Raw genomic sequence first — 24,524 nt, 5'->3', positions numbered from 1 at the left:
GGCGCGGAGGTGCTGTTGTTGTACCGCAGGTGGAACGGATACCCCGCGCCCGGAAAGCCCTCGCCCGGCTCCAGACACTGCTGTTGTCGAGCCCGTGGGCTCGACTGCCCGGCTTGATTGCGGTGCGGGCGGTGAAATGCGTGAGTCGTTGATCGAGGCGTGCGACGGGTGAGTCACTCGGCAAGGAAGTCCGAAACTAGGCGGTTGAAGTCGTCGGGGCGCTCGATCGGCACCACGTGCGAGGACCCGTCTCCTCGGATGACCTTGAACCGTGCGCCGGGGATCGCGTCGGCAACCTCGCGCGCTATCCACGGTGGTGTCAGCAGGTCCTGCTCACCCACGACGACAAGGGTCGGGGCCGTGATCGCGCCCAGCCGACCTAGGGCATCGAACTGCAGGTAGGCATTCGCCTGTCGCCCGTATGCCCCGGGACTCATCGGGTACGGATTGCTTGCCAGCAGCGCGGTGGTGTCCTTTACCGCTTCGTGGTTCCGAAGGAAGGCCGTCGAGAACAGCGAAGTGAGCTGCTGGCCGCCAAACACCTTCCCGGTCGCGTCGTTCGCCTTGACCCAGCTCCAGATTTGGATCGGATCTACGGCGCTTCGTGCCGGCGCTGCTCCCGTCCCGGCGAGGACCAGCCGATCCAGCCGGTCCTCGTGTCGCAGGGCGAACTCCAGGGCAATCATCCCGCCCATGGAGAGCCCCAGCAGGTGGGTCCGCTGAATCCCCAGTGCGTCGAGCAGACCGGCGAGATCATCTGCCATGTCTGCAATGCTGTACGGGCTGCTGGCTTTCGAGCTGCGGCCGGCGTCGCGGTTGTCGACCAAGACCACCCGGAACTGCGTGGACAGGGCCGGGACCTGTGCCAAAGTCCAGAGCGAGGAGTCGTACCCGATCCCCATCACCAGAACGAGGGCCGGTCCTTCACCATGGACCTCGTAATACAGCACCTGCCCGTTCGTCTGCACCGTGCCTGATCGTGGCAGCTTCGTCACGTTCGTGTTCATGGGGATTCTCCTTGTGATTGGCCCGTCTCCCGGCGTGTCCCGTTGCCGGGGATCGGGCTTGGTAAACCTCTATGCGTGAGAAAGACTGTTACCCGGGTAACCCCCGGTGTTACGCCGGGACCGGGTCGGAGCGGGCATGCCTGAGGATCGGTGAGCGATGTACGACGACGCCGAAGCGGCGCTGGTGGAGCAGGCGCGCGGGGCAGCCTCGAGCGGTGACTGGCCGCAGGCGTACGACCTGCTCGTCGGCGCGGACGCGCGCGTCCGGCTTTCGGTGGAGGACCTGGGGCTTCTGGCCGAGGCCGCATACGCCGCCGGTCATCTCGACGTGACGATCGAGGCGTGGGAACGTGCGCATGCTGAGGCTGTGCGCCTCGGCGATCCCATCGCGGCGGCCGGCGCGGCGGCCCGCGTCGCCCTGCACCTGCTGATGGACACCGCGCTGATGGCACCGATCCGCGGGTGGGTCAAGCGGGCGGAGCGACTCCTCGTGGGGTACGACGAGACGCCGGTCCATGCATGGCTGGCGGTCATCAAGAGCTACGAGCGCCTGATGATGGGCGACATCCGCGCCGCCCATGAATGGGCCGGCCGGGCCATCACGGTGGGCTCGGCCTGCAACCCGGCCGCGGCCGCCCTCGGCAGGGTGGCAGAGGCGCATGCCGTGATCCTGGAGGGCGACGTGCGCCGGGGCCTCGAACTCGTCGACGAAGCAGCGGTGGCCACCATCTCCGGTGAACTCGATGCTATATCGACGGGAATGGTCTATTGCGAGCTGGTGTGCATGCTCCAGGGGCTCGCCCAGTACGACCTCGCCGAGGAGTGGACGGAGGCCATGGAGCGGTGGCGCCACGGAAACGGTATCGGCAGCATCCACGGGCGCTGCCGCGTCCACCATGCCGAGATCCTGCGGCTGCGTGGGTCGTCCGCCGAGGCTGAGCGGGTGGCCCTGGCGGCGTGCGCGGAGCTCCGACCCTACCTCCGACGCGAGTTCGGGTGGCCGCTCACCGAATTGGGCCGCGTGCGATTCCAGATGGGCAATCTGCGTGGTGCGGAGGAGGCCTTCCTCGCAGCTCGCCAGGCTGGGTGGGATCCGGAGCCGGGACTCGCCTTGGTGCGACTGGCTCAGGGTGACGTGGCTTTGGCGTCAGCATCCATCAGAGACGCGCTCGAACATCCTCTGACCGTCCCTTCCAGGGAGCTGCCGCCGAACACCGACCTACGCCGGGCCCCGCTGCTGGCCGCGCGGGTCGAGATCGAGGTGGCGGCCGGAGACCTCGCCGCTGCCCGCGACGCGGCCGACGAACTTGCGCGGGTGGCCGCAACGTTCCAGAGCAGGGCACTGGCGGCCAGCGCGGCCATGGCAGACGGACGAGTGCGGTTGGCAGCCGGCGAGGTGGCGGGTGCCCGGCACGCGTTCGACACTGCCGCCCGGCTGTGGGGCCTCGTGGGGGCTCCGTACGAGGTCGCGTTGGCGCGCACCGGGCTTGCACATGCACATCGCGCCGCGGGGGATGAGGCCGGTGCCCACCTGGAGCTGCGGGCAGCCAGCGCCGCCGTCGAAAACCCGGGAACAGAACGTCATACGGACCGCACCGTGTCCACCGCGGGGGCTGGTGGCCGGAAGCTTCTGGCCGGCAGCCCTTCCGGGGCGGTACCGTCGTCGCAGGCGGGGACGCGGCAGGTCGGCGACCGCAAGTCAGACCCCAACGCCTTTCGCCGGGAGGGCGACTACTGGTCCATCTCGTTCGAGGATCACATTATTGCGCTGCGTGATCTGAAGGGCCTGCACTATCTCGCGCGGCTCCTCGCGCATCCCGGTCGGGAGTTCCACGTGCTCGACCTCGTGGCGAGCGGGGTGGATCCAGCCGCGGCCCATCCTGGTGTGCCTGATCCGGAGCTGACGCCTTCCGGATGGGGGGACGCCGGTGCACTGCTCGACACCCAGGCCAAGAACGCCTACCGCCGGCGGCTTGCGGAGATCGATGAGGACCTTGAGGAGGCGCGACTCATGAGCGACAGCGGACGCGTTGTCCAGGCGGAGGCGGAACGTGACTTCCTCATCCGCGAGCTGTCGCGCGCTTTCGGGCTCAGCGGGCGTGGCCGGCGCGCCAGTTCCGCGTCGGAACGCGCCCGCGTCAGCGTGACCCGGGCGGTCCGCCATGCCATGGGTCGGATTCGTCAGCACGACCCCCCGCTGGGGGAGCACCTCGATCGGGCGATCCGGACGGGGACCTACTGCGTCTACCTGCCGGACTCACGCGTCACCGGTTCCTGGAGGATCTGAAAGCTCCGCCCACTTTGTTGTACCGTTCCAGAGATTTGTCGCGTCTTGGCGCGTTGGACGCGCCGGCAAAGGCGCCCGCTCAGCGTCCGATGGCCGGGGCCACATCGGTCTGAGGGAAGTAATCTCTAATTTCCCTGGACGTTTCGGTCAAATCGTGTGAGGAGCGCTCCGACGAGATGAATCACCCCGAACACCGTCAGAACGAGTCCCGCGAAGAAGATGGCCCACAGCCAAGGGTTCCACCCGCTGGTTCCGGTGGCATCGGCATATAGGCCGGACTGGAACAGAGTTACGCCTCCTGAAACCAGAACGATCGCGCCGAGGATCGAAACTAACGCCGCCCCTGAAACCTTTATTGCTATTCCTCCGTGTGTTGATACCGCCGTCAAAGGTGAATGAGCCTACCTACGAGGGTGTTTCTGCCGACCATCGCGGCCAGGTGTCGACGGGAGCGGTCGGGTCGAAGCCGCGCAGCCGGACGAGTTCCACTTCTCCGAGTGAGCGCGTGACCGCCCAAAGGCTGTGCATCCGTCCTGCTGAGTTGGCCGCGATCCAGGACAACACCTCGTCTAGGTCTGCTTCGGAGAGCTCCCACGCCTCGCACTCCATGCCCGTCCAGAAAAAGACACGGTAGGCAGGGTCGACGACTTCGGTGGTCTGGTCACGAGGATCGATCGTCCGTGCTTGCATTCGACTAACCTACTGATTCGCCGAGACTCGGATCCCTTGGTTGCCCAAATCTGCTGCCCGCTCAGCGTCCCCCCGACCGGACGGACGCCCAGCGAGCTGGTCCGGAGTCGCTTCCCAGGCCCACGGTAGAGTTCGAGCGTGAATGTCAGTCGCTTGTCGGTCGCCATCGGTGCACTCGCCCTGCTCACTGTTATCACGGGCTGCACCGCCTCGGGCGGCTACCCGATATTCGACCGAGAGCAGACAGCGGAGGACGAGCTGCCGGCAGTGTTCGACAAGATGGATCTCGGTGAGTACGACGTGGCCAGTTCCCGTTTCTCCGCGACGCACGAAGGCGTCGACTACTACCTCATCAAGGAAGTTGACGCCGCCGGGCGTCCCACGGAGTGCGTGGCGATTGCCGACCCGGAGTGGCCGGTGATCGGTTGCGGTGCCTACTCGGTGGTCAGCGGAATCGGTGTCGACGAGGTGCAGCTCGTTCCGGCTCCCGCCCAGGATGACGACGAGTGGACGGCGATCAGCGACAACGTGAGAGTGAAGGCTGACAGTTAAGCGACTCCGACAGTAGGAGCGCGGCCACGCGCGTGACGGGTTGGAGTGTTCCGAAGTGGATCGCCTCATCGAACCCGATTAGCAAGTTGGAAGTGCTGCCCGTTCAGCGTCGGCGAAGTGGAGCAGCCAGCCACCTCGAAGCAGAGCAACCTTCACTTCAGTGTGATAAGTGGCTAGTGTGTCGCTGAGTGACAGACAGCCCACTGCCCTTTCGACGAGGACCCCATGCCCAGACTGAGCCCACGTCTTGCCATCGCCGTCGCAACTCTGGCGGCGATCGGCCTTGCCGGCTGCGCCACCGACCGCGCACCGGATTCCGAGCCGATTGAGACCCCGGCGCCGCTTGCCGTGACCGTGCCCATGCCGGACCTCGGTCCGGCTCCGCCGCGGGATCAGCTGACCGACGAGCAAGTCGAGGTCATGCGCGTGGAGCAACTGGACTTGGATTGGGAACGGGTGGTGGCCGCGCACCCGAACGCCGTGCGCCCCGATGTCCATTTCGCTGGTTACCTGACGACAGAGGATCACACTGAGGTGCTGAGCGCCTGCTTCGCCGAGATGGGGTTCCGTTCGGGCTCGGCACTGACATGTACGGCAAAGTCAGCGGGATGGAATGGACCACAGACTTGGAAGAGCACGCGGTGGGCGCCTACGTTTGCCTGGGCAGGCATCGGAGCCAGCCCTTCGCCCCGCCGAACGACGCGCAACTCGGCTGGGTGTACGACTATCTGACCCAGTTCCTCGCACCCTGCTACGAAGCCAACGGGATCGAGAACCCACCCGGGCCGTCACGCGAGGATTTTGTGGCCAACTGGCCTGACCAGGGCTGGTTCCCCACAACGGGGCACTTCCCGATGGAAATAGACGAGGAGAGGGCAATCTTCGAAGCATGCCCGCCGCCAGCGTGAGGAGAAGCGTTCCTGATGCTTCGCTCGTAACTGGTCTTGGCTAGGCGCCACGATCGGAATAGCACCATTCATCGCCGCCTCGATAGCCGCCTCGCAATGTTCGCCGCGTCTGGCGAGTGACCCAGAGGGGACGGAAGAGGTCCGCATCATGCGAAAATCCTTCCCTTTCGCTAGACCTCAATCAGCGTCGAAACGCCCGCGCCCGAGGTCGAGATGACGCTGCTGGTGCCATACGACAGGGGCGACGTCATCTCACGCCTGCACGTGCAGGGCAGGGTGCTGAAGACCGAGTATCTGGAGAAGGGCACGCGAGTGAGGGCGCTGGTTCACCCGGCAGGGGTGGACGCGCTCAGCGACTTCGTCGAACGCCGCGCCTAAGCTCGGCGGTCAGGCAGTTGCCTGCTCGACGTCCTCCCGCGTTGCACGCGTGGCGGCGAATTCGACGCCGCGCGGACGTGAGAGGAGCAGCGCGACGATCGCGACCGCGCCAAGGACGGCGTCGGGCAGCCACGTTCCGAGCGTGACGACGTGCGACGCCAGAAACAGGGGCAGTGTCCAGAGGGAGAGCCAGACTAAGCGGGTGCCGATCCCGCCCAAGGTGGCTACGAACCCGATGAGTGCGAACGCCGCACCGAACGATGCGATGAGCACTTGGGCGTCATAGGGGAACGGGTCATCCACGAACAGGGTGGAGAGCGCGATGACTCCGGTGAGAACAAATAACACGCAGAGCACAATCTGACCGACACGAGCACGTGCTGACATGACACATTCCCTTCAGTGAGGACGCTGTGCGCTCACCCTAGGGGTAGTCATCGGACATCGGCAATCGCAGTTCGATCCGGATCCCCGACGGTCAGACCGAGCGGAGCACCGCCACGACCTTGCCGAGCACCTCGGCGTAGTCGCCGAGGATGGGTTCGAAGTTCGAGTTGCGCGGCAATAGCCAGGTGTGGCCGTCGCCTTGAGGATGAACAGGTCACCCTTGCCGACCAGCTGGCGGGGGAGCGGGAAATCACCGCCGGCGACGGATTGATTTGGCAGCGTTTCGTCCTAGGTGGTTGATCGGCCGCGCGTCAGCGCAACTGGGCGAAGACGCGCACGGGACCTGAATCGAAATCTGATCGCTCCGTCATTCCCATGGATTGGTAGAAGGCGCGTTGCTGCGGTTCATCATCGGTGATGAGCACCGTTTGCCGAACGTGCTGGTACCGCTCTTTCACCTGAGTGAAAAGGGCACGTCCCACGCCGGTTCCTTGGAACGCCGGGTTCACCAGGATGTCTTGCAGATAGCAGATTGTCGCATCGTCGGAGATGGTCCGAGCGAGGCCTATTAGCTTGCCGTGTTCGCTCCGGGCCGCTACTACAAAGATGAGTTCTTTATCGCTCGATAGAGCAGTTCTGGGTTGTTGGTGTACGCCGCCCAACCAACAGAGTCATATAGCGAAAGCACTTCCGCATCGGACACTGGGAGGGCGGTCGATATGGTGAAGTCAGACATTGACGTGGTGTTGCACGGCGTTTACCTCCTGGGCGCTGAGACCGGTTTGAGTCCCATGCCTAGACTTCCGGTTCCTAGGCGAAATGCCGTAATGCCCGTCCCGCTGGCCCCCTTCCCATCCGCCCATCAGCGCGATCTGCGAGCAACACCAGAAATCATTCAACGTGCCCGCTCAGGGTCCCGGCAGTGTGATGACGCCGAGCTGCTGCATCAGCGCGAGATCGTTCCTATCCGACCAGTGTTCGACGAGTTTGCCATTCGCGATGCGGTGAATCGCCACCGCCGTCTCGCGGAGGTTCGTGCCCGTGGCGCGCAGCGGGCCTGGAAGATCCCCATCATGGCGGCCGTACGCCGTCAGCCTCGTTACCACCTTGTCGCCCTCGGCGATCTGGTCCTCGATCTCATGCCGACCGGGTGTGGCATTCCAGAAGATCTCGAAAGCTCTTTTCAGCCCCTCACGCCCAGCCGGTAGTCCGGGAAACGGCGCCGGATTGTGGTCGATGTAGTTCTCAGCAACCAACTCATCCATTGCGTCAACGTTTCCGGCATCGATCTCCGCGTAGAACCGCCGCACAAGTGCCTTGTTCTCTTCGGGCTCCATGACTACCTCTCCATATATAAGGGGCAAGTTAGTGCCCGACCCACCCGAGGTCAAGGTCGTCCCGCGCCCGGCGTGGCCTGCCGCCTCGTCTGACGAATGTTGCCGACTGAGAACGACCACCGTCAACGTTGAATCGGTGCCCGTTCAGCGTCACTGAAACGGCTCGCGGATTCGAGCACATCGTGGTTCAACCATCCGCCGGTTCAAGTGGTGGTCTAAGCATGAAGCACCAGATGTAAGCACCGAAGGCGCAATATCGGCTCGGTTGGCCGAATCGGATAGCACTCCTGCTCTAATTCGGGTGCGGCGTAGCATCGCAGACATCGCCGGCCCCACTGCTGGTGACGGGTCTCGCCGTCTGAGGCGGCTGACCGATCTCTTCGAGCAGTAGGTCGACGGCGAGTTCGGCGGTGGCAGAGGCGTGCTCGATGCGGTCCAGGCGGAACCAGCGCACGCCTTGGCGCAGTCGGCAGTGCGCGATGAGGTACCAGTGACCGTCGGTGTATGCGAGCAGCTGGGGGTCGACGCGCCGGGAGGTGACCTCACTGTTGGCGTCGCGGTAGCGCAGCGCGAGGACACGGCGCTGCTCCAGCGCAGACTCCACCGCCGTGCGCACGCGTTTTGAACCGTGCGGTGTGCCGTCCTCGTTGGTCCAGATCCGGCGGGTCAGGCGGGCGGTTCGATCACGTGCGGGCGGTTCCATGACATTGAGGATCTTGGTCAACGCAGCCCGGCCGTGGCCGTCGAAGGGCTGGCCGCGGTGAGCCTCGACGGCCGCCGCAAGAGCTGCCGCTTCGGTGGGGGTGAACGTGACCGGTGGCAGGGTCGCGGACTCGTCGACCAGATAACGACCGCTCCGTCCGAGGCGGGCCCATACCGGGAAACCCGCCTGCTGCAGCGTGGAGATATCCCGCTTGACGGTGCGCAGGCTGACCTCGAACACCGCGGCCAGCTGCTCCGCGGTCCGCCCGGTATGGCCAGCGCGGCGGAGTTCCTCTCGCATGGCGTAGAGACGGTCGATTCGATTCACGGTCTAAATGGTGCCATAAGGGTGTCATTGAGACCCGTCAGACTTCACTTCATGACAATCACAGAGCGCACACCCCGTCCCGTTGTCCTCGTTCCCGGATACTGGCTCGGCGCCTGGGCGTGGGACATCGTCGCCGACCGCCTCCGCGCGGCTGGCCACCAAGTCACTGCGATCACGCTGCCCGGCTTGGAGCGGGCGTCGGTGCCCCGTGACAGCATCCATTTCGCTGATCACGTCGCCGCAGTCCACGGTGCACTATCGCTGGTCGGGGAAGATGCTGTCCTGGTGGCCCACAGCGGCGCCGGGGCGGTAGCCACCGCGGTTCTGGACGCCGCGCCCGACCAAGTCTCCCGCGTCGTCTACGTCGATAGCGGTCCGACAGCCGACGGTTCGGTGCCGCGCCCCGACCTCAGCGACGGCGTCGCGGAGCTCGTCCTGCCATCGTTCGAGGACCTCGTGGCCGCCGGCGGCAGCCTGACGGGGCTGGACGAGGAATCCCTGACCCAGTTCCGCAGGCGAGCGGTCCCGCACCCCGCCGGCGCCGTCCGGGAGCCAGTGGTACTGAATGATCAACGACGCCACGCCGTACCCACCACGCTGGTGTGCTGCTCCATCCCCAGCGAGACGGTCCAAGCTATGACTGCGGCGGGCGAACCTATGTTCGCCGCAGTGGCGCAGCTCTCGGATGTCGAGTACATCGACCTACCCACCGGACACTGGCCCATGTGGTCCCGACCCACCGACCTCGCCGACCTCATTTCGGCCGCCGCAGGCCGATAGGGGCAGTGCACCCCCACTCTTATGTGCCCGACACAGCGTTCCCGTCAGAAACGTCTTCCATCATCACGGCCGACCATTGCCAACGATCGCCTCCATCCGCTTCCGTCGAAAGCTAAGACAAATTTGCGATTCTTTACATCTGGAGAGCAACGCCGATGGACCCATTCGAAGCGCCCGCTGAAGGTCCCTGAGAGACTTCGTCGCGCGCACGGTCAGAGCGCGATTGCAAACCCCCGCAGAGAAAAGTGAGGCTGCCGCGAAGCCCATGCCAACTGTCGCGGCCAACTGTCGCGGTGAGCAACGTGCGTGCCGACACCGCGGCGCGCCCCCCTAAGTTGGTTGCAACGACCGGCTGGCCAGCCAAGTGGTGACGGCCATGATGAATATGGCCACCGCACCAATTGACGCCAACTACACCCTGTTTTTTTCGGTGCAGTTCGCAAGATGATCGCACAGACGGCTGGTCGATCCGGCGCAGAAGAGCAGCACCACCAGCACGAAAGACGTTGCAGACAGGCGCCACGGGGACTTGCTAGGTGGCGATCGTTCAGACGCACGAAGGGGATGACGGGATGGAGCGCGCTCACTATGCTGGCGCTCAACTCGCCCAGTCGAGCGCTCGAGGAGATGGCGATGTCGACTACGGAATCTGCTCGGCGGATGACGGTCCTCCAGGCGACCTTCATCGGCGTGGGTTCGATGGTTGGTGCCGGGATCTTCGCACTCCTCGGTGCCGCCGGCGCGGTTGCAGGCGCGGCAGTCTGGGTGTCCTTCCTCGTCGCCGGCGCGATCGCGGGACTGCAGGGCTACTCATTCGCGAAGCTCGGCGCCACGTTCCCGACCGGCGGCGGCATCCTCACGTATGTGGCGCGCGGCTTTGGCGAAGGCCATGTGGCCGGCGTCACGGCCTGGCTGTTCTACGTCGCGGGTGCGATCGTCACGGCGATGGTCGCCGCAGCGTTCGGCGGCTATGCGAGCTCAGTCTTCGCGGATGACGACGTGTTCTGGTCGAAGGTGTTCTCGGTCGCGCTGGTGCTCGTGATGACCATGCTGAACGCGATCGGGTCCAGCACCGTCGCGCGCGTGCAGGCGGTCATCGTGAATATTGTGCTCGCCATCCTCACGGTGTTCGCGGTGGTCACGATCGCGAACTGGGATCTCGCCCTGCTCGCCCCGTCGGGCTATCCCGGAGTGCGTGAGATCATCGCCAGCGTCGCCCTGACCTTCTTCGCGTTCCTCGGCTTCCGTGAGATCACGTTCACCGCGAAGGACCTTCCCCACCCGCACCGGCAACTGCCGCGAGCAATCTACCTGGCCCTCGCCATCGCGACGACGATCTATGTCGCGGTCTCGCTCGGCGTGTTCGGCACACTGACGGCCGATCAGGTGACCACCTACGGCACCACGGCGCTGGCTGAAGCGGCGAAACCGACCCTCGGAGAGGCCGGGTACGTGCTCATGGTCATCACGGCGCTATTTTCCACGACGGGCGCCGTCAATGCGGGCCTCTACCCTTCGGTGGGCATGACCCGGCAGCTTGCTTCCGTTGGCCAGTTCCCTCCGTTGTTCGCCCGCACGGCCCTGCGTGCACCGGTCGGGCTGCTCGTGATGGCTGGGATGACCATCCTGCTGGTGACGTCCTTCAACCTCAACAGCATCGCCTCGATCGGCAGTGCGGTAGCCCTGCTCGTGTTCTCCACTGTGACGGTGGCGCACTTCCGCGTGCGTCGAGAGACGGGCGGGAACCTGTTCGTGCTCATTGTCGCGCTCGTCGCCACGCTGGGCACGTTCGTGGTGTTCTGCACGACGACCCTCGTTGACGAACCTGCGACGGCGATCGCGCTCGTGGTCATCATCGCCCTGGCCGTCACCATCGACCTGGTCTGGAAGCGGGTGCGTCAACCGGGAGCGGCGCCGTAGCTGCGGAGGAACAGCGCAAGGGCCAGCGCGAGCCGCTCGATCTCGGACGGGTCGACGCTCTCGTTTGGCGCGTGAATGAGCGCGAGTGGCTCCTCCACTCCGAGGAGGATGATCTCCGCACCCGGGTACGTGTCGGCGAACACGTTGCACAGCGGGATCGATCCGCCCTGTCCGAGGGTGGCCATCGGCGTGCCATACGCCTCGTGCATCGCCGTGCCCATCGCCCGGAACCCCGACCCTTCGATTGATGCTCTGAACGGTGCGCCGACCGCTTCCGTCCGTACGTCGACGTTAACCCCCCACGGGGCATGGTCGCGCAGCTGCGCCACAAGAGCGTCGTGGGCGTCGTTCGCGTCGGTGCCGGGCGGTATCCGGAGGTTGAGCCGGGCGGCGGCACGCGGCACGATCGCGGCCGACGAGCCCGTCACGGGCGGGCAGTCAATCCCCAGCACGGTCACCGTGGGGCGCGCCCACAGCATGTCTGAGACGGCTCCGTCGCCGAGCAGTCCGACGCCGTCCAGTACGCCGGCGTCGGCGCGGAATTGCTCGGCCGCGTACCGCTCGCCGTCCCACGTCTGAGTCGCGTCAAGACCCTCGATCGTCGTGTTGCCCCGCTGGTCGCGCAGGCCGGCGAGCATGTCGATGAGGGCGGCCAGCGCGTCGGGAGCCGGGCCGCCGAACATGCCCGAGTGCACCTCTGAGGCGAGTGCCTCTACGGTTACGACCACGTTTGCCATGCCCCGCAGGCTGACGGTCGCCGCCGGCCTTCCGACCGCCGCGTTCCCGGTGTCGCACACCAGGATGGTGTCCGCCCGCAGCACGTCGGGGTTGGCGGCGACATAGGCCTCGAGGCCACCCGTGCCCTGCTCCTCTGAGCCCTCGACGACGAGCTTCAGGTGCACCGGGATGTCGTCGCCGAGCGCTCGCAGTGCGAGCAGGTGCATGACGATATTGCCCTTGCAGTCCGCAGCCCCGCGTCCGTACCAGCGCCCGTCCACCTCGGTGAGTTGAAAGGGTGGTGTGCGCCATGCGGACTCGTCGAGCGGGGGCTGCACGTCGTAGTGCGCATACAGCAGCACCGTCACGGCAGCTGGATCGGCAGAAAGACGTGCTCCCACGACGGCTTGGCTGCCATCGGGAGTGATCTCGAGTCGAGCGTCGGCGAAGCCGAGCTGGGCATAACGGTCGCGTACCCACTCCGCCGCCTTGGTGCACTCTTCGGGCGGGAACTGGCGCGGGTCGGCGACCGACCGGATGGCCACGAGCTCGGCGAGCTCGGGCTGCACGGTCGCCATCAGCTCGCTGATGCGAGCGCGGAGGTCCATCGTCATCCGTTCGCCGAGTCGGTGGTCTCGAGGCTGTCGACGAACTGCTGGAATTCGTCCAGCTCATCGGGGCAGTACACCTTGATGATGGCCAGCTGGCCCTGCATGACCTTGTTGTCGACGATCACCGGACGTGTGCCCGGACCGCCTGAGCCGTTCGTCAGCAGTCCGTACAGCGTCGCACGGCTCAGCGCCTGGTTTGGGTTGGCGCATGCGGCGCCGCCGTCGTCGCCGAGTACGCGGGCGATGACCTCCGGCTCGGGCGTTGCCGTCGCGCCGGCGTCTTCGAGCGTCTGAATGAGCTCATCGGCCTTTTCCATGGCCCGCTGGGTTTGGCGGGCCGTGCTGAACGAGAGCACCGCCCACACGGCAAGGATCACCAGCACAACGGCCGCGACGATATAGACCCATGAGCGTTGGCGTCGGGTGGAGTGTTCTGTCCCCGTACTCATTTCGCCACCTCCTCCTCCGACTCAGCAGCCGCCTCCGGCAGCTTCCACGACGGCTTCCGGAACCGGTAAAACAGCCACGGTATGAGCAGCCCGAGGCCGAGGGCACCGCCGGCGACGATCACGAAGTAGACCCACGGGTTGCCGCCGCCGAACTGCGAGGGTGGGATGAACCCGACGAGCAGGGCGGCAAGCGAGGCGGCGAAGCCGATGCCGCACAGGCCGATGAGCATTGGTGCGCGGTAGCCGCGCGGGTGGTCGGGGTGACTGCGCCGCAGCCGCACGGCAGCCACGAACATGAGCAGGTACATGATCAGGTACACCTGAGTCGTGATCACCGAGAAGATCCAGTAAGCGCTGGACACGTTGGGGATGAGCGCGTAGCCGAGGGCGATCACCGTGGTGACGAGCCCCTGCGTGACCAGCAGGTTCTGCTGCACACCGTTCTTGTTCAGCTTCTGCAGGAAGGGGGGCAGGTATCCCTCTTGGCGCGAGATCAACAGCAGACCCTTCGATGGTCCGGCCAGCCACGTCAGCATGCCACCAAGCGAAGCCGCTACGAGCGCGATGCCGATGATCGGGGTGAGCCATTGCCAGCTGAACACCGCGAGCACCGCGTCGAACGCCTGCATCACGCCCGCGGTAAGCGAGAGCTGGTCGGCCGGCACGATCCAGCTGATGGCCAGGGCCGGCAGGATGAAGATCAGCAGCACTAGGCCCATCGAGAGGAAGATCGCCTTCGGGAATTCCTTGGCGGGCCTGCGCAGCGACGACACGTGCACCGCGTTCATCTCCATGCCGCTGTACGACAGGAAGTTGTTGACGATCAGCACGAGGCTCGCAAGGCCCGCCCACTGCGGGAAGAAGTTCGCCGCGGTCATCGGCGCGGCCGACGGGTTGCCCTGTCCAAGGTAGACGGCACCGAGTATCACCAGCAGGGCGCCGGGGATCAGCGTTCCGATGATCAGGCCGGCGCCGGCAAGGCCGGCGACGCCCTTCGTCCCTCGGGACGAGATGAACACGCCCGACCAGTAGCAGACCATAATCACGAGTGCCGTCCAGACCCCGCTGCTCGCGAGGGCAGGGTTGATCACGTAGGCGAGCGTCGATGCCACGAACCCGAGCAGGGTCGGATAGTAGAAGATCGTCATCGCGAACTGGCACCAGACGGCGAGGAAGCCCATCGGCTTCGAGATGCCGGTAGCCACCCAGTTGTAAACGCCGCCCTTCCACCCCGACGCCAACTCCGCCGAGACCAACGACGTCGGCAGCAGGAAGACGATCGCGGGCACGAGGTAGAGGAACACCGCCGCCAGCCCGTAGACCGCCATCGTGGGCGCCGGTCGCAGGCTCGCCACCGAGGCGGTGGTCATGAGTGCGAGTGCGATCCACGAGATATAGGCCGTTGCCGGCGGCTTCCCGCCCGGGATGCCTCCGCCTCGGGCGCGGCTGGCCGAGGCATCCTTGGTGCTCATTGCGACATCCTTGATCGGGGCGTCGCTGCGGGCCGCCCTGCGATCCAGTGGAGCTCCGACTTCAACCGCTTGATCATGGCGTCCGCCCTTCTCAGAGCACCCCAACGCTGTGCCCTACAGAAAGGGCCCCGCTCACCCGCTAGTGGCGCTGAGATGCCGATCTGAAACTCAGGATGCTCCCAGATCTGCTCCTCGTCAATGGGCCTTTTGTCCGATTTCCGCGGGGTCGATGTGCGGTGCTCCAGGCGACAAAGGCGCTACTGAACGGCGGGTTCGCTTGGCAGGATGAGGCCATGGCACTAGAGCTGTTCATCTGGGTGAACGGGCCACCCGACCAGACGGGCCGTTCTAAGAACTGTTTCAAGAACCGCCAGAAAACGAAACGCTCCTGAGAATTCTCGGGAGCGTTTCGTTGTGGGAGGCCCTACTCGACGATACGGAGGGCATGGTCGGTGTTGTTGAGCCGCTCACCGCCGCTGTCGGTGACCGTGACGATGTCCTCGATACGGACGCCGAAGCGGCCGGCGAGGTAGATTCCCGGTTCAATCGAGAAGCACATCCCGGGCCGGAGGCGTTGCTCCTCGCCCTCGACCATGTACGGCGGCTCGTGGGTCGTCACACCGATTCCGTGACCAGTGCGGTGGATGAACTCCTCGCCATACCCTGCCTCGGTGATCACCGCCCTGGCGACCCGGTCGATTTCCTGGCACGGCACCCCCGGACGGACCGCTTCGAACGCCGCCTGCTGTGCGCGTCTGACCACCTCGTGGACCTCCCGCACCTGTGCCGACGGCTCGCCCACGCACACCGTGCGGGTCGTGTCCGACCCGTAGCCGTACATGAGACCGCCGAAGTCCAGCACCACCGCATCACCCTGCTCGATCACCCGATCGCCTGCCTCATGATGAGGGTTAGCGCCATTGGGGCCAGAGCCGACTACGGTGAAGTCGACCTGCTCATGCCCGAACTCCCGCAAGAGCCTGGCCAGGTCTGCAGCCACCTCCGTCTCGCGCCGGCCGGCGAACCGCATTTTCACGATCTCGCCGTAGGTCGCGTCCGCGGCGGCGCCCGCCATCTCGAGGCGGCCGAGTTCGTTGGCGTCCTTGACCGCGCGCATCATCGGGAGGCTTTGGCTCAACGCCCGGTAGCGGGTATTGGGCAGTGCCGCCTGCAGTCCGAGCAGATGCATCGCCCATGCCGAGTCGGAAATCCCGAACCGCCCGTCCCGCTGCAGCAAGGGACGGGCCGCCTGGTACGGGTCCGTCCCATCGACCCAGTCGACGATCGCCACGCCGGGTGAGCCTTCGGCGGCTTCCGCATCGGGCCTTTCCAACACGGGCACGAGCAGCGTCGGGCGCCCGTGGGGGGCGAGAACCAGCATCGTCAGCCGCTCGGTGATCGCGGTCGGCCGGTAGCCCGTGAGCCACAACAGGTCCGGGCCAGGCGTCACAATGACGCCGTCAAGTCCCGCCTCGAGCGCGTCGTCCACCACACGAGCCATCCGGGCCGCATAGTCGTCGCTCGTGAACCTGCTGGGTTCCGATCGCATCTGTGGCTTCATCGCACTGCCTCCCTTGTGCCTCCGTCTCAGGATCGCACCCCGCCCGAGCCCTGAGAAGTCTTCCCGCACCGTACGCTTGGCTGCACTCGCAGCAGTCAACGTTCCCGGAGGATTACTTGGATCTCTTCACGCTGGGCTTTCTGTTCGTCGGCCTCGTTCCACTGGCCCTCGCGATTTGGGCGCTCGTGAGCATCGCCCACACCCCGTCCGAGCCGATACCGAAAGTGCTGTGGGTACTAGTCGTGCTCTTCTTCCCGCTGATTGGTCCGATCCTGTGGTTTGCTATCGGTCGGTCGGCGGCCTTGCAGAAGAATTGATGCTCAACACCACCGGGTAGTGAGCAGGCTAATCAGGAATCTGGCTTGTATTCCAGGATGTCCCCCGGCTGACAGTCGAGTACACGGCAGATCGCATCCCGCGAGTCACAACAGGGAAGATATCGGCGTCCGGCTTATGAAGGCCGTTTCAGCGCGTAGAAGCTGACCCCGCCGAGTCAGGCGGCAGCGGCGGTATGGAAGGTGTCGCGAACGCAAGGGTCAAATGCGAGAGGTCGTCGCGCGAGACAACCGCGGTGAGTATCCGATCACCCAAGTCGGCCCCGATGGCATAGACGTGCGGGTCAGTGTCCATGCGCATGGCGGTTACGTCGACCCGTCGATTGGGAAGGTAGCAGGCTCGATGTGCCGCTCGGTCACCGGGGAATCGAGCTCGCCGGGGAAGCCGCCGCCCACGCGTTGCTCGCGGAAGATGTTCATCAGGATGTAGTTGACGTGCCCGACCAGCGTCGACTCTGGAGTCACCGCGATATTCAGGCCTTGTCGCGGCATGTGTTTGGGGCTGATCCTCGATAGAGGTTTTCGAGCGATTCCGTCACCCGTTGGGGGTCTCGACAACCTCGACCAGCGGGAAGCCTGCTCGACCGGCGGGTGCAGGCAGGAGCTCAACTGGCCGCACATAGGCTGGCCACATGACGGACAGCGCACTCATCGGCCCCGTCAGCGCACCTGATCTGCACGTCATGAGCTACAACATCCGTCGCCGCCTGCCGCATATCAACCCGCGCAGCCCCGACCGGTGGGTTCACCGCCAGCCACTATTGAAACGACTACTCCAGGCGGAGCAGCCCGCGCTGCTCGGGGTGCAGGAAGCATTGTTCGACCAGGCCAGCTTCGTGCGGCACACACTCGGCGACCACTACCGCTCGATCGGACACGGCCGCGAAGCCAACACCGGCGGCGAGGGCTGCCCGATCTTCTACGACTCCCGGCGGCTGCGCGTGCTCGCGTGGCAGCAGACGGCCCTCTCCGACACCCCGCACGTGCCCGGATCCAGCTCGTGGGGCAACCACGTTCCGCGCGTCGTTGTCGACGCCACCTTCCGCGACCTCGCCACTGGCGCCGAGTTCCAAGCCGTGAACACCCACCTCGACCACAAATCCCGCATCTCGCGGCTGCGATCCGCCGACGCGCTACGGAGCATCGTGTCCGCTTCGCCGCTTCCGGCGATCATGACCGGTGACTTCAACACGGATGCCGACACCGACCCATACGACGCCCTCACCGGGCAGGGCCTGCTGCTGGACACCTGGGACACCACCGATAGGCGACTCACCGAGGTGTGGGGAACGTTCCCGGACTACCGTCCGCCGCGGCACGACCGCAAGCGCATCGATTGGATCCTCGTCACCCCCGGCATCGCGGTGCCAAAGGCCGCCATCAACGTGACCCGGTACGAGGGCGGCTGGCCGTCCGACCATGCGGCGGTGCAGGCGGTCCTGAACCTCGTCACGACCGCGTCCTAAATCCTTCACAGGTGGCGGCTCGCACGAGCAATCCCCAGTCGCGCTGAACCTCCGGCATCCCGGTCCGCGAACTCGCATCCATTCGGCGAATCTAGCCGTTGCCGAAGTCGCTTACCGACTCGGAAAGTATTTGTTATGCTTTCCGTTATGGAAAGTCAATCTAAGCGTCCGTCGCCAGACGAAGCCACAGATGCTCTGAATGTGCTGTCGACCGACCGGGAGCGCCTCGCTGCGAGCGTCCACGTGCCTTGGGTGCTGCTGGCCGCCTTCGGAGGCGTGGGCGCGTGGTGGGTCTCCGCTGCGGCGGCCACCAATCCCGGCGAGAGCTACGAACCGCCCTCGTCGGGTTGGCTGGCTCTGGTCGGGACGCTCGTGATCGCGTATCTGATCCAGCGCGAGACCGGCGTCCGCTTCCGGAGTATGGGCGCGCGTGCCGGCTGGGCCGTCGTCGGGATCATCGCCGCCTGTCTCGTGCTCTTCAGTGTCTCTCTTGGCCTCGTGTCGTTCAACATGCACTGGGCTGTCGTACTGACCAGCCTGGCTGCGTTCGCGGCGACCACATGGCTGGCCGGCGTTGCTTTTCAATCGGCAGCGGAGAAATTGCGCCGTGAGTGAGGCACGGTTCGACGAGACCATCCATGCACCTGTGCGGCTGCGCATCTGTGGGCTCCTGCGCCCGGTCGACCACCTTGACTTCGCCGTCCTGCGCGACGCACTGAACGTGTCGGACGCCACGCTCTCCAAGCACCTGAAGACTCTCACCGCAATCGGATACGTCTCCTCCAGCAAAACCGCCTCCGCTGGCCGCGGCGACGCACGCCGGATCACCTGGTTGTCCCTCACCCGGGCGGGACGATCTGCGTTCGACGCGCACGTGCGTGCATTGCAGCAGATCGCTGGGTCCTCCGCCTGATCTGCAAGCGGTCCCGGTAGGGATTCGCAAATTCACGTCACTGGCGGGCGAGCTTATTCGTATGAATGGGGTTTGCTGCCGTTCAGGGTCCGGCTATGGGGCGGCTCTCGATCTAGGTCATCTCGGCGGCGGTGACCCATGCGTGACGGGCGATCGCACGTTAACTGTCCGGGTCGTACCCGAACTCGCGGAGTTCCTGCGAGCAACGGCAGGCCACCGCGATCTTTCTCGCCCACTCGACGGCGTCCTCGCGCGTCGGCAGCTCCAGCACGGTGAACCCGCCTGTAAGTTCGCTGCCCGAATAGATTTCAGTGCCCATTGACCCGTCGGAGGAGACCAGCACGGGATCGACTTTCTCCTCGATCCCGCCGCCGAATACGTAGACGCCGGCAGCCTTCGCCTCCTCGATCACAGCGTGGGATTCAGCGACGACGATCGGGAACTCTTCCTCGGTGAGGACCATGGCTTCGCTCGGGAAGGAGATGAGGTATTTGGTCATGTCTCGATGGTGCCCCCGGACGGACCGGACAGCAACGGTTAGGACCCAGCGCAGCTTCAGATATTCGTCCCGTTCGACGTCGGTTTACGAATCAGTCAAGGCGCCCGGGCGTTGGTGCTTGAGGATGAACTCGCGGACCGCTGGCGACTGGATCTGAACGAGTCGGTTGCCGAGGCATGCGTCTCGGTCACTGTCGTTCTTCTAGTTCCATGGCGGTGTTCGCGCCGGCGACGTAGGTGGCGTGGTGCTTGCTGTGGTGCAGTTCCATGATGCGCGCGGAGACGTGCGGCTCCAGCGCGGCGTAGTCGTAGTCCAGTTCGGGCAGGGTGAACTTGTTCATTGTGTTCCTTTCGTTGGTGGTCGTTCGGGCTATTTGGCGGCGAGGAGGCGTTCGACGCGAGGCTTCACCTCGGTGGCGAGCAGCGTGATGGATTCCAGAAGGTGCTCGTGAGGGAGGCCGCCGACATCGGTCTGCAGGAAGTGCCGCATGTGGCCGAGGTACCCGTGCAGGTGTACGATGCGCTTCGCAACGTCGTCGGGATCACCGACGTAGTACGCCCCCGGCGCCTGGGCTTGCGCATCGTATGCGCGCTTGTCGGGGGCGGCCCAGCCGCGCAACTTACCCATTTCAGTCACGAGGTTGCGCCAGCCAGGGTAGAAGCGCTCCAGCGCTTCCTTCTTCGTCGGCGCGACCAGCCCGACTGCGGCAACGGAGACCTTGATGTTGTCTCCCGTGTGTCCTGCTTGGGCGGCGGTGCGGCGGTACAGCTCGGCTAGTGGCGCGAACCGGTGTGGCTCCCCGCCGATGATGCCGTAGGAGATTGGAAGCCCGAGCTGCCCGGCCCTCGCGGATGATGACGCGTTGCCGCCAGTGGCGAGCCAGATCGGCAGCCGACCACCGGTCGGACGTGGCACCACGGCGAGGTCATTCAGGGTCGGGCGGACAGATCCTGACCAGGTGACGCGCTTGGAGTCGCTCTCATTGATGGTCATGAGCAGGTCGAGTTTCTCGGCGTACAGCTTGTCGTAGTCGCGAAGGTCGTGTCCGAAGAGGGGGAAGGTCTCCACGGAGGAGCCTCGTCCGGCGGTGATCTCCACCCGGCCGCCGCCGGAGATCGCGTCGGCGGTCGCGAACTGTTGGAAGACACGCACGGGATCGTCGGTGCTGATGATGCTCGCGGCGCTGCCGAGGATGATCCGGTCGGTCGCGGCGGCCGCGGCTGCGATCATCGCTCCGGGCGACGAGGCGGGCATGCTCAGCGTGTGGTGCTCGCCGATTCCGAAGTAGTCAAGGCCGGCTTGGTCGGCGTGCACGATCGCGTCGAACAGGTTGCGGACGGCTTCCGCGGTGGAGCGTTGGCTTCCGTCGGGGTTGAGTTGGGTGTCGCCGAAGCTGTAGGCGCCTAGTTCCATGGGTATCTCCAATGTCTGGTTTGAATGAAGGGTGTGCTCGCCGGGTGTGGCGAACAGTCAGCCGCGCTCGGCGCCGCTCAGGGATGGGGTGTCAGCGCTTCTGCTCAGTTCCTCCTGCAGTTCGTCGGCGCTGTGACGGCCGCCGAAGATGGCGGTGCCGGGCTGGAAGGCGGCACCGGTCTGCAGCGATCCGGCATGTACCGGGTCAAATCCGAGACGGTCGATGATGTCCATGACAACGGTGACCGCCGCAGCGTCATCACCTGCGACGCCGAGGGCACGGCGATGCTCACTGCCAGCCGGAAGACCGTCGGTTTCCAGCTCGTGGTATCCGATGTGGTTGAGCGTCTTCACCACGCGTGCGCCGGGGAAGTAGTCGCGGATGATCTCGCTTGAACTGCGGACGTCGATGTCGAAGTCGTTCAGGCGGCCGTCGATCGGCGCCCAGTAGTTTATCGTGTCGATCACGATCTTGCCCGCGAGAATGCTGGGCGAGACGGTGCGGTACTTGTGCAGGGGCACAGCCACGATCACCAGATCTGAGTCCGCGACGGCGTCCGCTGCTGACATGGCGCGCGCTCCGGGAACAACGATGTCGACGAGCAGCTCGATGTCCGACCCCGCCCCAGATCCGGCAATGTTGACGTCATAGCCGGCCCTCAGTGCGGTGCGGGCAACGGCGCTGCCGACCCGGCCTGCCCCGAGGATGCCAATCGTTCTGACCATGGAATACCTTTCGCTTCTGAATGCGGCGCGCCTCCGTTGAGAGGTACTGGCGCCGGTATCAACGATCGCAACCACAGCAAGACAGGGCAAAGGTGCGGTAACCTACTAACTAATAGTTAGCAGCCTTCGTCCACCGGACATCAACGGCGCAGGTAGCGAAATAGGCTCAGAGGGGTTTTTGCATGTCCATCAGCAGACGCTGCTGCCCGTTCAAGGTCGCGCTACGGGTCGGTTGATGGGGTTCGATCTAGCAAACGATTCGATTCACAGGCATGAACGCCGTCAAACGCTCGCTCGGAGGTCGGGGAGCCGATCTTGTCGAGTACGCGGAACGATGGGGTGCTCCTAGGCGCCCACGGTCGCCCAGAGCGTGCGCCGCGCGATGGCTGTCGCGATGTCGATGATCGCGGCAGTGGCCCGGTTGGCGTAACCGTGGCCGAGGGGATACTCAGCAGCTCGTGGTGCGATTTCGGGTTCGTCAATGCTGGCCCTGCCGATGATCGATCCGCAGTCCGGCCCGTTCTCGAAATGGACTGCCAAGTGTCGATTAACCAGCCAAATCGGAGGACGATTAAGGGACGTCCACCGTAAGGAGGCTGGTGATGTGCTACTCGTGGCATGAGGATGTCGAGAAGAGTGTGCAGAACGATGTTGCTCAGGAAGATCTCCGGAGGACAGTGCCTGAACGGCGCCCGGAGAACCGGGTCCGGTCAGAACTTCTGAGATTCTGGACTGTCCGAGTTGGTCGGCGCGACCGCACGACCGAAGAGGCGACAGCGGACCGCATCGTCGAGAAGGTTTAGCGGCAGGAGAGACAGGTAGGCCTCGCCCTCGGGCGAGGCCTACCTGAACCATACGCAACTCATGAGACTGGAGCGCGGACCTGTAGAAGACCCGCGAAGGGACCGCCGGCTAGTGCTGCGATCCCCACTGGTTCAACGGGAACGGAATTGGTGCCCGTTCATGGTCCGGCGGGGCACACGGCGAGTCCTGAGCGTGGGCGCTGACTAGGGAAGGATCAGTGAAATCGGCCCACGAGCCGCACCAACCACTGGCGCCTGAGCTCGATCCAGACTGCGCGAGCGGAGGCGACCACGTCGCCGCGCTCGTCGAGGAGAGCGCTGGCCGTCTGGGTCGATCGACCGTGGTGTTCGACGGTCCACCCGACAGCAACGAGACGTTCACCGAGGAACACATCGCGGTTCCGGTGTGCTGTCAGGGTGCCGAGCAGACCGACCCGATGCTCAAGCAAAGACGTCGCCGGGTAGCTGGGGCAGTCGAGAGCGCCCCAGACGGCTTCGGGATGCACGACGCCGTCCGTGGCGTCCCGCTCGAGTGGCACGAACGGGGCCGCGAGCACATCGCTCCGGTTCGCTAGCGGCCCGGGTGTGACTGCCAGTCCGTCCCGACGCTCGGGCCCGCACACCACGCAATTCGACAATAAGTGGCGGGCGCCCTGGAGGGGACTTGCGGCACGCGCCGCCTCAGCATCAGCGAAACTGGGCCTAACGGGCGGGATCATCGTGAACGGATCGACTCGTCTGACCTCCGCGACGCGTTGGTGGTCCGAGTCGGTGACCGAGGCGGTGAGTCCGTCGGTATCCATCTCCACCTCCAGTGGGCTCTCGAGGGGTATCGGCCGGATCAGGCGGACGCTTGCCGTGCCCCCCAGGGTTTCGGCGATCGTGCCGGCGGCGAATCCGCCGTTGGCGCTCTTGGGTGGGCCGTTGAGACGAGCGTCGAGACGCAGCGTGCTGGTCGTTGTTCTCATACCGATAGCAAACAGCGGCAGGTCCGCTCGCCTCATCCCCGGAACCGGCCAACCTGACATGGCCGGATCCGGCCATGTGAACGGCGCCCAGGACGCCCGGGTCAGGTCAGGCCTGTGGTGCGACGACCATGCTTGACATCGAGCATCCGCTCTCTAAGATCCGGGTATGACGGCGGATGATCAGGTCGTACGGCACACCCAGGTCGATGACCGTACCGTGGCGTGGTCTTCCATCGGTTCCGGAACGCCACTCGTGATCGGGGGTTGGTGGGCCAGCCACCTGGCGCTGAACTGGGAGGATCGCGCGTTCCGGATGTTCGTGCATGCCCTGGCTCGCCGGCACACCGTCATCCGCTACGACCGTCCCGGCACCGGCCTGTCCGATCGCGACGGACCGCCTCCGGTCAGTCTCAGCGATGAGCTGGCGGCCCTGGCCGGTCTCCTCGAGAAAATCGATTATCCCCGCCTGTCCTTGTTGGGCGCTTCGGCAGGATCCGCGGTCGCCTCGGCTTACGCCGCACAGAATCCTGAGCGTGTGGACCGACTGGTGCTTTACGGCAGCTATCCACGCGGTGCGGACATCGCCTCTCCGTCCGCGCGAGAGCTAATGGTGTCGATCGTCGAAAAGCAATGGGGGCTCGGGGCGCGCGTCCTGGCCGACGTGTTCCTCCCGAACGCGACAGCCAATGACCGGGAAGAGTTTGCCCGGTTCCAGCGACGGTCCGCCTCACGTGAGGCAGCGTCGACGGCGCTGCGCGCTGTGTATGAGATGGACTCGACCGCGTACCTCTCGCGCGTGCGCGTACCGACCCTAGTGCTGCATCGGCGAGACGACCGGGCCATCCCGTTTGCACTCGGCCGCGAAGTCGCCGACACCGTGCCCGGCGCGACGTTCGTGGAGCTGAACGGCGAGGACCACTTCCCGTGGTTAGGCGACAGTCTCGCCGTGGTCGATGCGATCGAACGCTTCCTCGGCGGCCTGCCGCAGCGCTCACCGGCCGAACAGCACACCCCGGCTACCCTCACCATTCGTGAGCGCGAAGTGCTGACGCTGGTCGCCCAAGGCTTGACCGACGCTCAGATCGCCGACCGGTTGGTCCTCAGCGCGCACACGGTCCATCGGCACGTCGCCAACGCGCGCACCAAGCTCGGCGTCCCATCTCGCGCCGCCGCAGCGGCCTGGGTGCTGACCCACCCGCGTTGAATTCGCCGTCGGCCAGCCGCGTATCCGCCCGTTGGTCAGCCACGGGCAATGCAACCGATCGGGCGCATTGAGCCTCCGGCTCTCGAGCATGGCAAATGAAGGTGCACTGTG

27 protein-coding genes and 3 pseudogenes are annotated in these 24,524 nt (G+C 65.3%); 11 read left to right on the top strand and 19 right to left on the bottom strand.

Features of this window, described 5'->3' with window-relative positions; all coding sequences use genetic code 11:
- Nucleotides 1-173: 173 nt before the first annotated feature.
- A complete protein-coding gene (locus HCT51_RS13330) occupies nucleotides 174-1,007 on the bottom strand; it encodes an alpha/beta fold hydrolase (RefSeq protein ID WP_166878853.1) in 834 nt (277 codons plus the stop codon).
- Nucleotides 1,008-1,164: 157 nt separating this feature from the next.
- Here HCT51_RS13330 and HCT51_RS13325 point away from each other — a divergent pair, with 157 nt between their 5' ends.
- Nucleotides 1,165-3,294: a transcriptional regulator gene (locus HCT51_RS13325; protein WP_166878849.1), complete on the top strand. Its 2,130-nt coding sequence runs from the start codon at nucleotides 1,165-1,167 to the stop codon at nucleotides 3,292-3,294.
- A 405-nt stretch (nucleotides 3,295-3,699) separates the two neighbouring features.
- Here the strand turns inward: HCT51_RS13325 and HCT51_RS13320 are convergent, their stop codons facing one another.
- On the bottom strand, nucleotides 3,700-3,984 hold the full coding sequence (locus tag HCT51_RS13320) for a hypothetical protein (RefSeq protein ID WP_166878846.1): 285 nt from the start codon (nucleotides 3,982-3,984) through the stop codon (nucleotides 3,700-3,702).
- Between the two features lie 138 nt (nucleotides 3,985-4,122).
- Between HCT51_RS13320 and HCT51_RS13315 the strand changes: the two genes are divergently transcribed.
- The 3 genes from HCT51_RS13315 (at nucleotide 4,123) to HCT51_RS13305 (ending at nucleotide 5,822) form a co-directional block, all read left to right on the top strand.
- Complete coding sequence (locus HCT51_RS13315; RefSeq protein WP_166878843.1) at nucleotides 4,123-4,536, top strand: hypothetical protein; 414 nt, start codon at nucleotides 4,123-4,125, stop codon at nucleotides 4,534-4,536.
- A gap of 587 nt (nucleotides 4,537-5,123) precedes the next feature.
- Complete coding sequence (locus tag HCT51_RS13310; RefSeq protein WP_166878839.1) at nucleotides 5,124-5,444, top strand: hypothetical protein; 321 nt, start codon at nucleotides 5,124-5,126, stop codon at nucleotides 5,442-5,444.
- A 213-nt stretch (nucleotides 5,445-5,657) separates the two neighbouring features.
- Complete coding sequence (locus HCT51_RS13305; RefSeq protein ID WP_191413627.1) at nucleotides 5,658-5,822, top strand: hypothetical protein; 165 nt, start codon at nucleotides 5,658-5,660, stop codon at nucleotides 5,820-5,822.
- A 9-nt stretch (nucleotides 5,823-5,831) separates the two neighbouring features.
- On the opposite strand, the gene HCT51_RS13300 is transcribed toward HCT51_RS13305, so the two are convergent.
- From HCT51_RS13300 to HCT51_RS13280, 5 genes and pseudogenes are all read right to left on the bottom strand, one after another.
- Nucleotides 5,832-6,209: a hypothetical protein gene (locus HCT51_RS13300; RefSeq protein WP_166878834.1), complete on the bottom strand. Its 378-nt coding sequence runs from the start codon at nucleotides 6,207-6,209 to the stop codon at nucleotides 5,832-5,834.
- Nucleotides 6,210-6,300: 91 nt separating this feature from the next.
- Nucleotides 6,301-6,420 (bottom strand): annotated as a pseudogene (locus HCT51_RS13295) (transcriptional repressor LexA); the annotation flags it as partial.
- 100 nt (nucleotides 6,421-6,520) lie between these two features.
- Nucleotides 6,521-6,871, bottom strand: a complete 351-nt coding sequence (locus HCT51_RS13290) for a GNAT family N-acetyltransferase (protein ID WP_370626834.1) — start codon at nucleotides 6,869-6,871, stop codon at nucleotides 6,521-6,523.
- A 246-nt stretch (nucleotides 6,872-7,117) separates the two neighbouring features.
- Entirely contained in the window at nucleotides 7,118-7,546 is a 429-nt protein-coding gene (locus HCT51_RS13285; protein ID WP_166878830.1) for an ester cyclase, read from the bottom strand.
- Between the two features lie 292 nt (nucleotides 7,547-7,838).
- Nucleotides 7,839-8,576 (bottom strand): helix-turn-helix transcriptional regulator, encoded by a 738-nt coding sequence (locus tag HCT51_RS13280; RefSeq protein WP_166878826.1) that lies wholly within the window; start codon nucleotides 8,574-8,576, stop codon nucleotides 7,839-7,841.
- A gap of 51 nt (nucleotides 8,577-8,627) precedes the next feature.
- Here HCT51_RS13280 and HCT51_RS13275 point away from each other — a divergent pair, with 51 nt between their 5' ends.
- On the top strand, nucleotides 8,628-9,356 hold the full coding sequence (locus HCT51_RS13275; protein ID WP_166878823.1) for an alpha/beta fold hydrolase: 729 nt from the start codon (nucleotides 8,628-8,630) through the stop codon (nucleotides 9,354-9,356).
- A gap of 660 nt (nucleotides 9,357-10,016) precedes the next feature.
- Nucleotides 10,017-11,276, top strand: coding sequence for an APC family permease (locus HCT51_RS13270; RefSeq protein ID WP_224760493.1), 1,260 nt, complete (start codon nucleotides 10,017-10,019; stop codon nucleotides 11,274-11,276).
- On the opposite strand, the gene HCT51_RS13265 is transcribed toward HCT51_RS13270, so the two are convergent.
- The 4 genes from HCT51_RS13265 to HCT51_RS13250 all read right to left on the bottom strand — a co-directional run bounded on the left by HCT51_RS13265 (nucleotide 11,255) and on the right by HCT51_RS13250 (nucleotide 16,086).
- Nucleotides 11,255-12,601, bottom strand: coding sequence for a dipeptidase (locus HCT51_RS13265; RefSeq protein ID WP_166878818.1), 1,347 nt, complete (start codon nucleotides 12,599-12,601; stop codon nucleotides 11,255-11,257). The genes HCT51_RS13270 and HCT51_RS13265 overlap by 22 nt on opposite strands.
- Nucleotides 12,602-12,603: 2 nt before the next feature.
- Nucleotides 12,604-13,053, bottom strand: coding sequence for a hypothetical protein (locus tag HCT51_RS13260; protein WP_166878814.1), 450 nt, complete (start codon nucleotides 13,051-13,053; stop codon nucleotides 12,604-12,606).
- Nucleotides 13,050-14,525: a glutamate/gamma-aminobutyrate antiporter GadC gene (gene gadC / locus HCT51_RS13255; protein ID WP_166878810.1), complete on the bottom strand. Its 1,476-nt coding sequence runs from the start codon at nucleotides 14,523-14,525 to the stop codon at nucleotides 13,050-13,052. The genes HCT51_RS13260 and gadC overlap by 4 nt, the downstream gene beginning before the upstream one ends.
- Before the next feature lie 424 nt (nucleotides 14,526-14,949).
- A complete protein-coding gene (locus HCT51_RS13250) occupies nucleotides 14,950-16,086 on the bottom strand; it encodes a M24 family metallopeptidase (protein ID WP_224760492.1) in 1,137 nt (378 codons plus the stop codon).
- A 116-nt stretch (nucleotides 16,087-16,202) separates the two neighbouring features.
- Here HCT51_RS13250 and HCT51_RS13245 point away from each other — a divergent pair, with 116 nt between their 5' ends.
- On the top strand, nucleotides 16,203-16,403 hold the full coding sequence (locus HCT51_RS13245; RefSeq protein WP_224760491.1) for a PLD nuclease N-terminal domain-containing protein: 201 nt from the start codon (nucleotides 16,203-16,205) through the stop codon (nucleotides 16,401-16,403).
- A 32-nt stretch (nucleotides 16,404-16,435) separates the two neighbouring features.
- Here the strand turns inward: HCT51_RS13245 and HCT51_RS19025 are convergent.
- Nucleotides 16,436-16,498: pseudogene (locus HCT51_RS19025) on the bottom strand (helix-turn-helix domain-containing protein); the annotation flags it as partial.
- 229 nt (nucleotides 16,499-16,727) lie between these two features.
- Nucleotides 16,728-16,913 carry a hypothetical protein gene (locus HCT51_RS13235; protein ID WP_166878807.1) on the bottom strand — a complete coding sequence of 62 codons (186 nt, stop codon included), beginning with the start codon at nucleotides 16,911-16,913 and terminating at the stop codon, nucleotides 16,728-16,730.
- 140 nt (nucleotides 16,914-17,053) lie between these two features.
- On the opposite strand from HCT51_RS13235, the gene HCT51_RS13230 reads away from it, so the two are divergent.
- The 3 genes from HCT51_RS13230 (at nucleotide 17,054) to HCT51_RS13220 (ending at nucleotide 18,800) form a co-directional block, all read left to right on the top strand.
- Nucleotides 17,054-17,887 carry an endonuclease/exonuclease/phosphatase family protein gene (locus HCT51_RS13230; protein ID WP_166878803.1) on the top strand — a complete coding sequence of 278 codons (834 nt, stop codon included), beginning with the start codon at nucleotides 17,054-17,056 and terminating at the stop codon, nucleotides 17,885-17,887.
- Nucleotides 17,888-18,088: 201 nt separating this feature from the next.
- The gene (locus HCT51_RS13225) at nucleotides 18,089-18,502 is read left to right on the top strand and encodes a hypothetical protein (protein ID WP_224760490.1); all 414 of its coding nucleotides are present in this window, start codon (nucleotides 18,089-18,091) and stop codon (nucleotides 18,500-18,502) included.
- A complete protein-coding gene (locus HCT51_RS13220) occupies nucleotides 18,495-18,800 on the top strand; it encodes a transcriptional regulator (RefSeq protein WP_166878800.1) in 306 nt (101 codons plus the stop codon). Before HCT51_RS13225 ends, HCT51_RS13220 begins: the two co-directional genes overlap by 8 nt.
- Nucleotides 18,801-18,960: 160 nt before the next feature.
- On the opposite strand, the gene HCT51_RS13215 is transcribed toward HCT51_RS13220, so the two are convergent.
- From HCT51_RS13215 to HCT51_RS13190, 6 genes and pseudogenes are all read right to left on the bottom strand, one after another.
- Complete coding sequence (locus HCT51_RS13215; protein ID WP_166878797.1) at nucleotides 18,961-19,299, bottom strand: YciI family protein; 339 nt, start codon at nucleotides 19,297-19,299, stop codon at nucleotides 18,961-18,963.
- A gap of 205 nt (nucleotides 19,300-19,504) precedes the next feature.
- Nucleotides 19,505-19,639, bottom strand: a pseudogene (locus HCT51_RS13210) (superoxide dismutase); the annotation flags it as partial.
- A 29-nt stretch (nucleotides 19,640-19,668) separates the two neighbouring features.
- Nucleotides 19,669-20,712, bottom strand: coding sequence for an LLM class flavin-dependent oxidoreductase (locus tag HCT51_RS13205; RefSeq protein WP_166878793.1), 1,044 nt, complete (start codon nucleotides 20,710-20,712; stop codon nucleotides 19,669-19,671).
- A 57-nt stretch (nucleotides 20,713-20,769) separates the two neighbouring features.
- The gene (locus HCT51_RS13200; protein WP_166878790.1) at nucleotides 20,770-21,438 is read right to left on the bottom strand and encodes an NADPH-dependent F420 reductase; all 669 of its coding nucleotides are present in this window, start codon (nucleotides 21,436-21,438) and stop codon (nucleotides 20,770-20,772) included.
- 345 nt (nucleotides 21,439-21,783) lie between these two features.
- Nucleotides 21,784-21,978 (bottom strand): hypothetical protein, encoded by a 195-nt coding sequence (locus tag HCT51_RS13195; protein ID WP_166878787.1) that lies wholly within the window; start codon nucleotides 21,976-21,978, stop codon nucleotides 21,784-21,786.
- Nucleotides 21,979-22,456: 478 nt separating this feature from the next.
- Nucleotides 22,457-23,209 carry a hypothetical protein gene (locus HCT51_RS13190; RefSeq protein ID WP_166878782.1) on the bottom strand — a complete coding sequence of 251 codons (753 nt, stop codon included), beginning with the start codon at nucleotides 23,207-23,209 and terminating at the stop codon, nucleotides 22,457-22,459.
- 166 nt (nucleotides 23,210-23,375) lie between these two features.
- Here HCT51_RS13190 and HCT51_RS13185 point away from each other — a divergent pair, with 166 nt between their 5' ends.
- Nucleotides 23,376-24,413: an alpha/beta fold hydrolase gene (locus tag HCT51_RS13185; RefSeq protein ID WP_166878778.1), complete on the top strand. Its 1,038-nt coding sequence runs from the start codon at nucleotides 23,376-23,378 to the stop codon at nucleotides 24,411-24,413.
- Nucleotides 24,414-24,524: the final 111 nt, after the last annotated feature.

This window comes from Salinibacterium sp. ZJ450 (assembly GCF_011751885.2).
GTDB lineage: Bacteria > Actinomycetota > Actinomycetes > Actinomycetales > Microbacteriaceae > Ruicaihuangia.
The sequence above is the reverse complement of the archived record's forward strand: the minus strand, read 5'-3'. Positions and strand labels throughout refer to the sequence as shown.

What these genes read in the sequence shown, in the direction of transcription:
- HCT51_RS13190 (WP_166878782.1), bottom strand. Translation starts at nt 23,209, where the DNA reads ATGAGAACAACGACCAGCACGCTGCGTCTCGACGCTCGTCTCAACGGC.
- HCT51_RS13200 (WP_166878790.1), bottom strand. Translation starts at nt 21,438, where the DNA reads ATGGTCAGAACGATTGGCATCCTCGGGGCAGGCCGGGTCGGCAGCGCC.
- HCT51_RS13260 (WP_166878814.1), bottom strand. Translation starts at nt 13,053, where the DNA reads ATGAGTACGGGGACAGAACACTCCACCCGACGCCAACGCTCATGGGTC.
- HCT51_RS13270 (WP_224760493.1), top strand. Translation starts at nt 10,017, where the DNA reads ATGACGGTCCTCCAGGCGACCTTCATCGGCGTGGGTTCGATGGTTGGT.
- HCT51_RS13265 (WP_166878818.1), bottom strand. Translation starts at nt 12,601, where the DNA reads ATGGACCTCCGCGCTCGCATCAGCGAGCTGATGGCGACCGTGCAGCCC.
- HCT51_RS13275 (WP_166878823.1), top strand. Translation starts at nt 8,628, where the DNA reads ATGACAATCACAGAGCGCACACCCCGTCCCGTTGTCCTCGTTCCCGGA.
- HCT51_RS13230 (WP_166878803.1), top strand. Translation starts at nt 17,054, where the DNA reads ATGACGGACAGCGCACTCATCGGCCCCGTCAGCGCACCTGATCTGCAC.
- HCT51_RS13215 (WP_166878797.1), bottom strand. Translation starts at nt 19,299, where the DNA reads ATGACCAAATACCTCATCTCCTTCCCGAGCGAAGCCATGGTCCTCACC.
- HCT51_RS13325 (WP_166878849.1), top strand. Translation starts at nt 1,165, where the DNA reads ATGTACGACGACGCCGAAGCGGCGCTGGTGGAGCAGGCGCGCGGGGCA.
- HCT51_RS13235 (WP_166878807.1), bottom strand. Translation starts at nt 16,913, where the DNA reads ATGCCGCGACAAGGCCTGAATATCGCGGTGACTCCAGAGTCGACGCTG.
- gadC (WP_166878810.1), bottom strand. Translation starts at nt 14,525, where the DNA reads ATGAGCACCAAGGATGCCTCGGCCAGCCGCGCCCGAGGCGGAGGCATC.
- HCT51_RS13250 (WP_224760492.1), bottom strand. Translation starts at nt 16,086, where the DNA reads ATGAAGCCACAGATGCGATCGGAACCCAGCAGGTTCACGAGCGACGAC.
- HCT51_RS13310 (WP_166878839.1), top strand. Translation starts at nt 5,124, where the DNA reads ATGTACGGCAAAGTCAGCGGGATGGAATGGACCACAGACTTGGAAGAG.
- HCT51_RS13185 (WP_166878778.1), top strand. Translation starts at nt 23,376, where the DNA reads ATGACGGCGGATGATCAGGTCGTACGGCACACCCAGGTCGATGACCGT.
- HCT51_RS13205 (WP_166878793.1), bottom strand. Translation starts at nt 20,712, where the DNA reads ATGGAACTAGGCGCCTACAGCTTCGGCGACACCCAACTCAACCCCGAC.
- HCT51_RS13285 (WP_166878830.1), bottom strand. Translation starts at nt 7,546, where the DNA reads ATGGAGCCCGAAGAGAACAAGGCACTTGTGCGGCGGTTCTACGCGGAG.
- HCT51_RS13305 (WP_191413627.1), top strand. Translation starts at nt 5,658, where the DNA reads ATGACGCTGCTGGTGCCATACGACAGGGGCGACGTCATCTCACGCCTG.
- HCT51_RS13330 (WP_166878853.1), bottom strand. Translation starts at nt 1,007, where the DNA reads ATGAACACGAACGTGACGAAGCTGCCACGATCAGGCACGGTGCAGACG.
- HCT51_RS13320 (WP_166878846.1), bottom strand. Translation starts at nt 3,984, where the DNA reads ATGCAAGCACGGACGATCGATCCTCGTGACCAGACCACCGAAGTCGTC.
- HCT51_RS13300 (WP_166878834.1), bottom strand. Translation starts at nt 6,209, where the DNA reads ATGTCAGCACGTGCTCGTGTCGGTCAGATTGTGCTCTGCGTGTTATTT.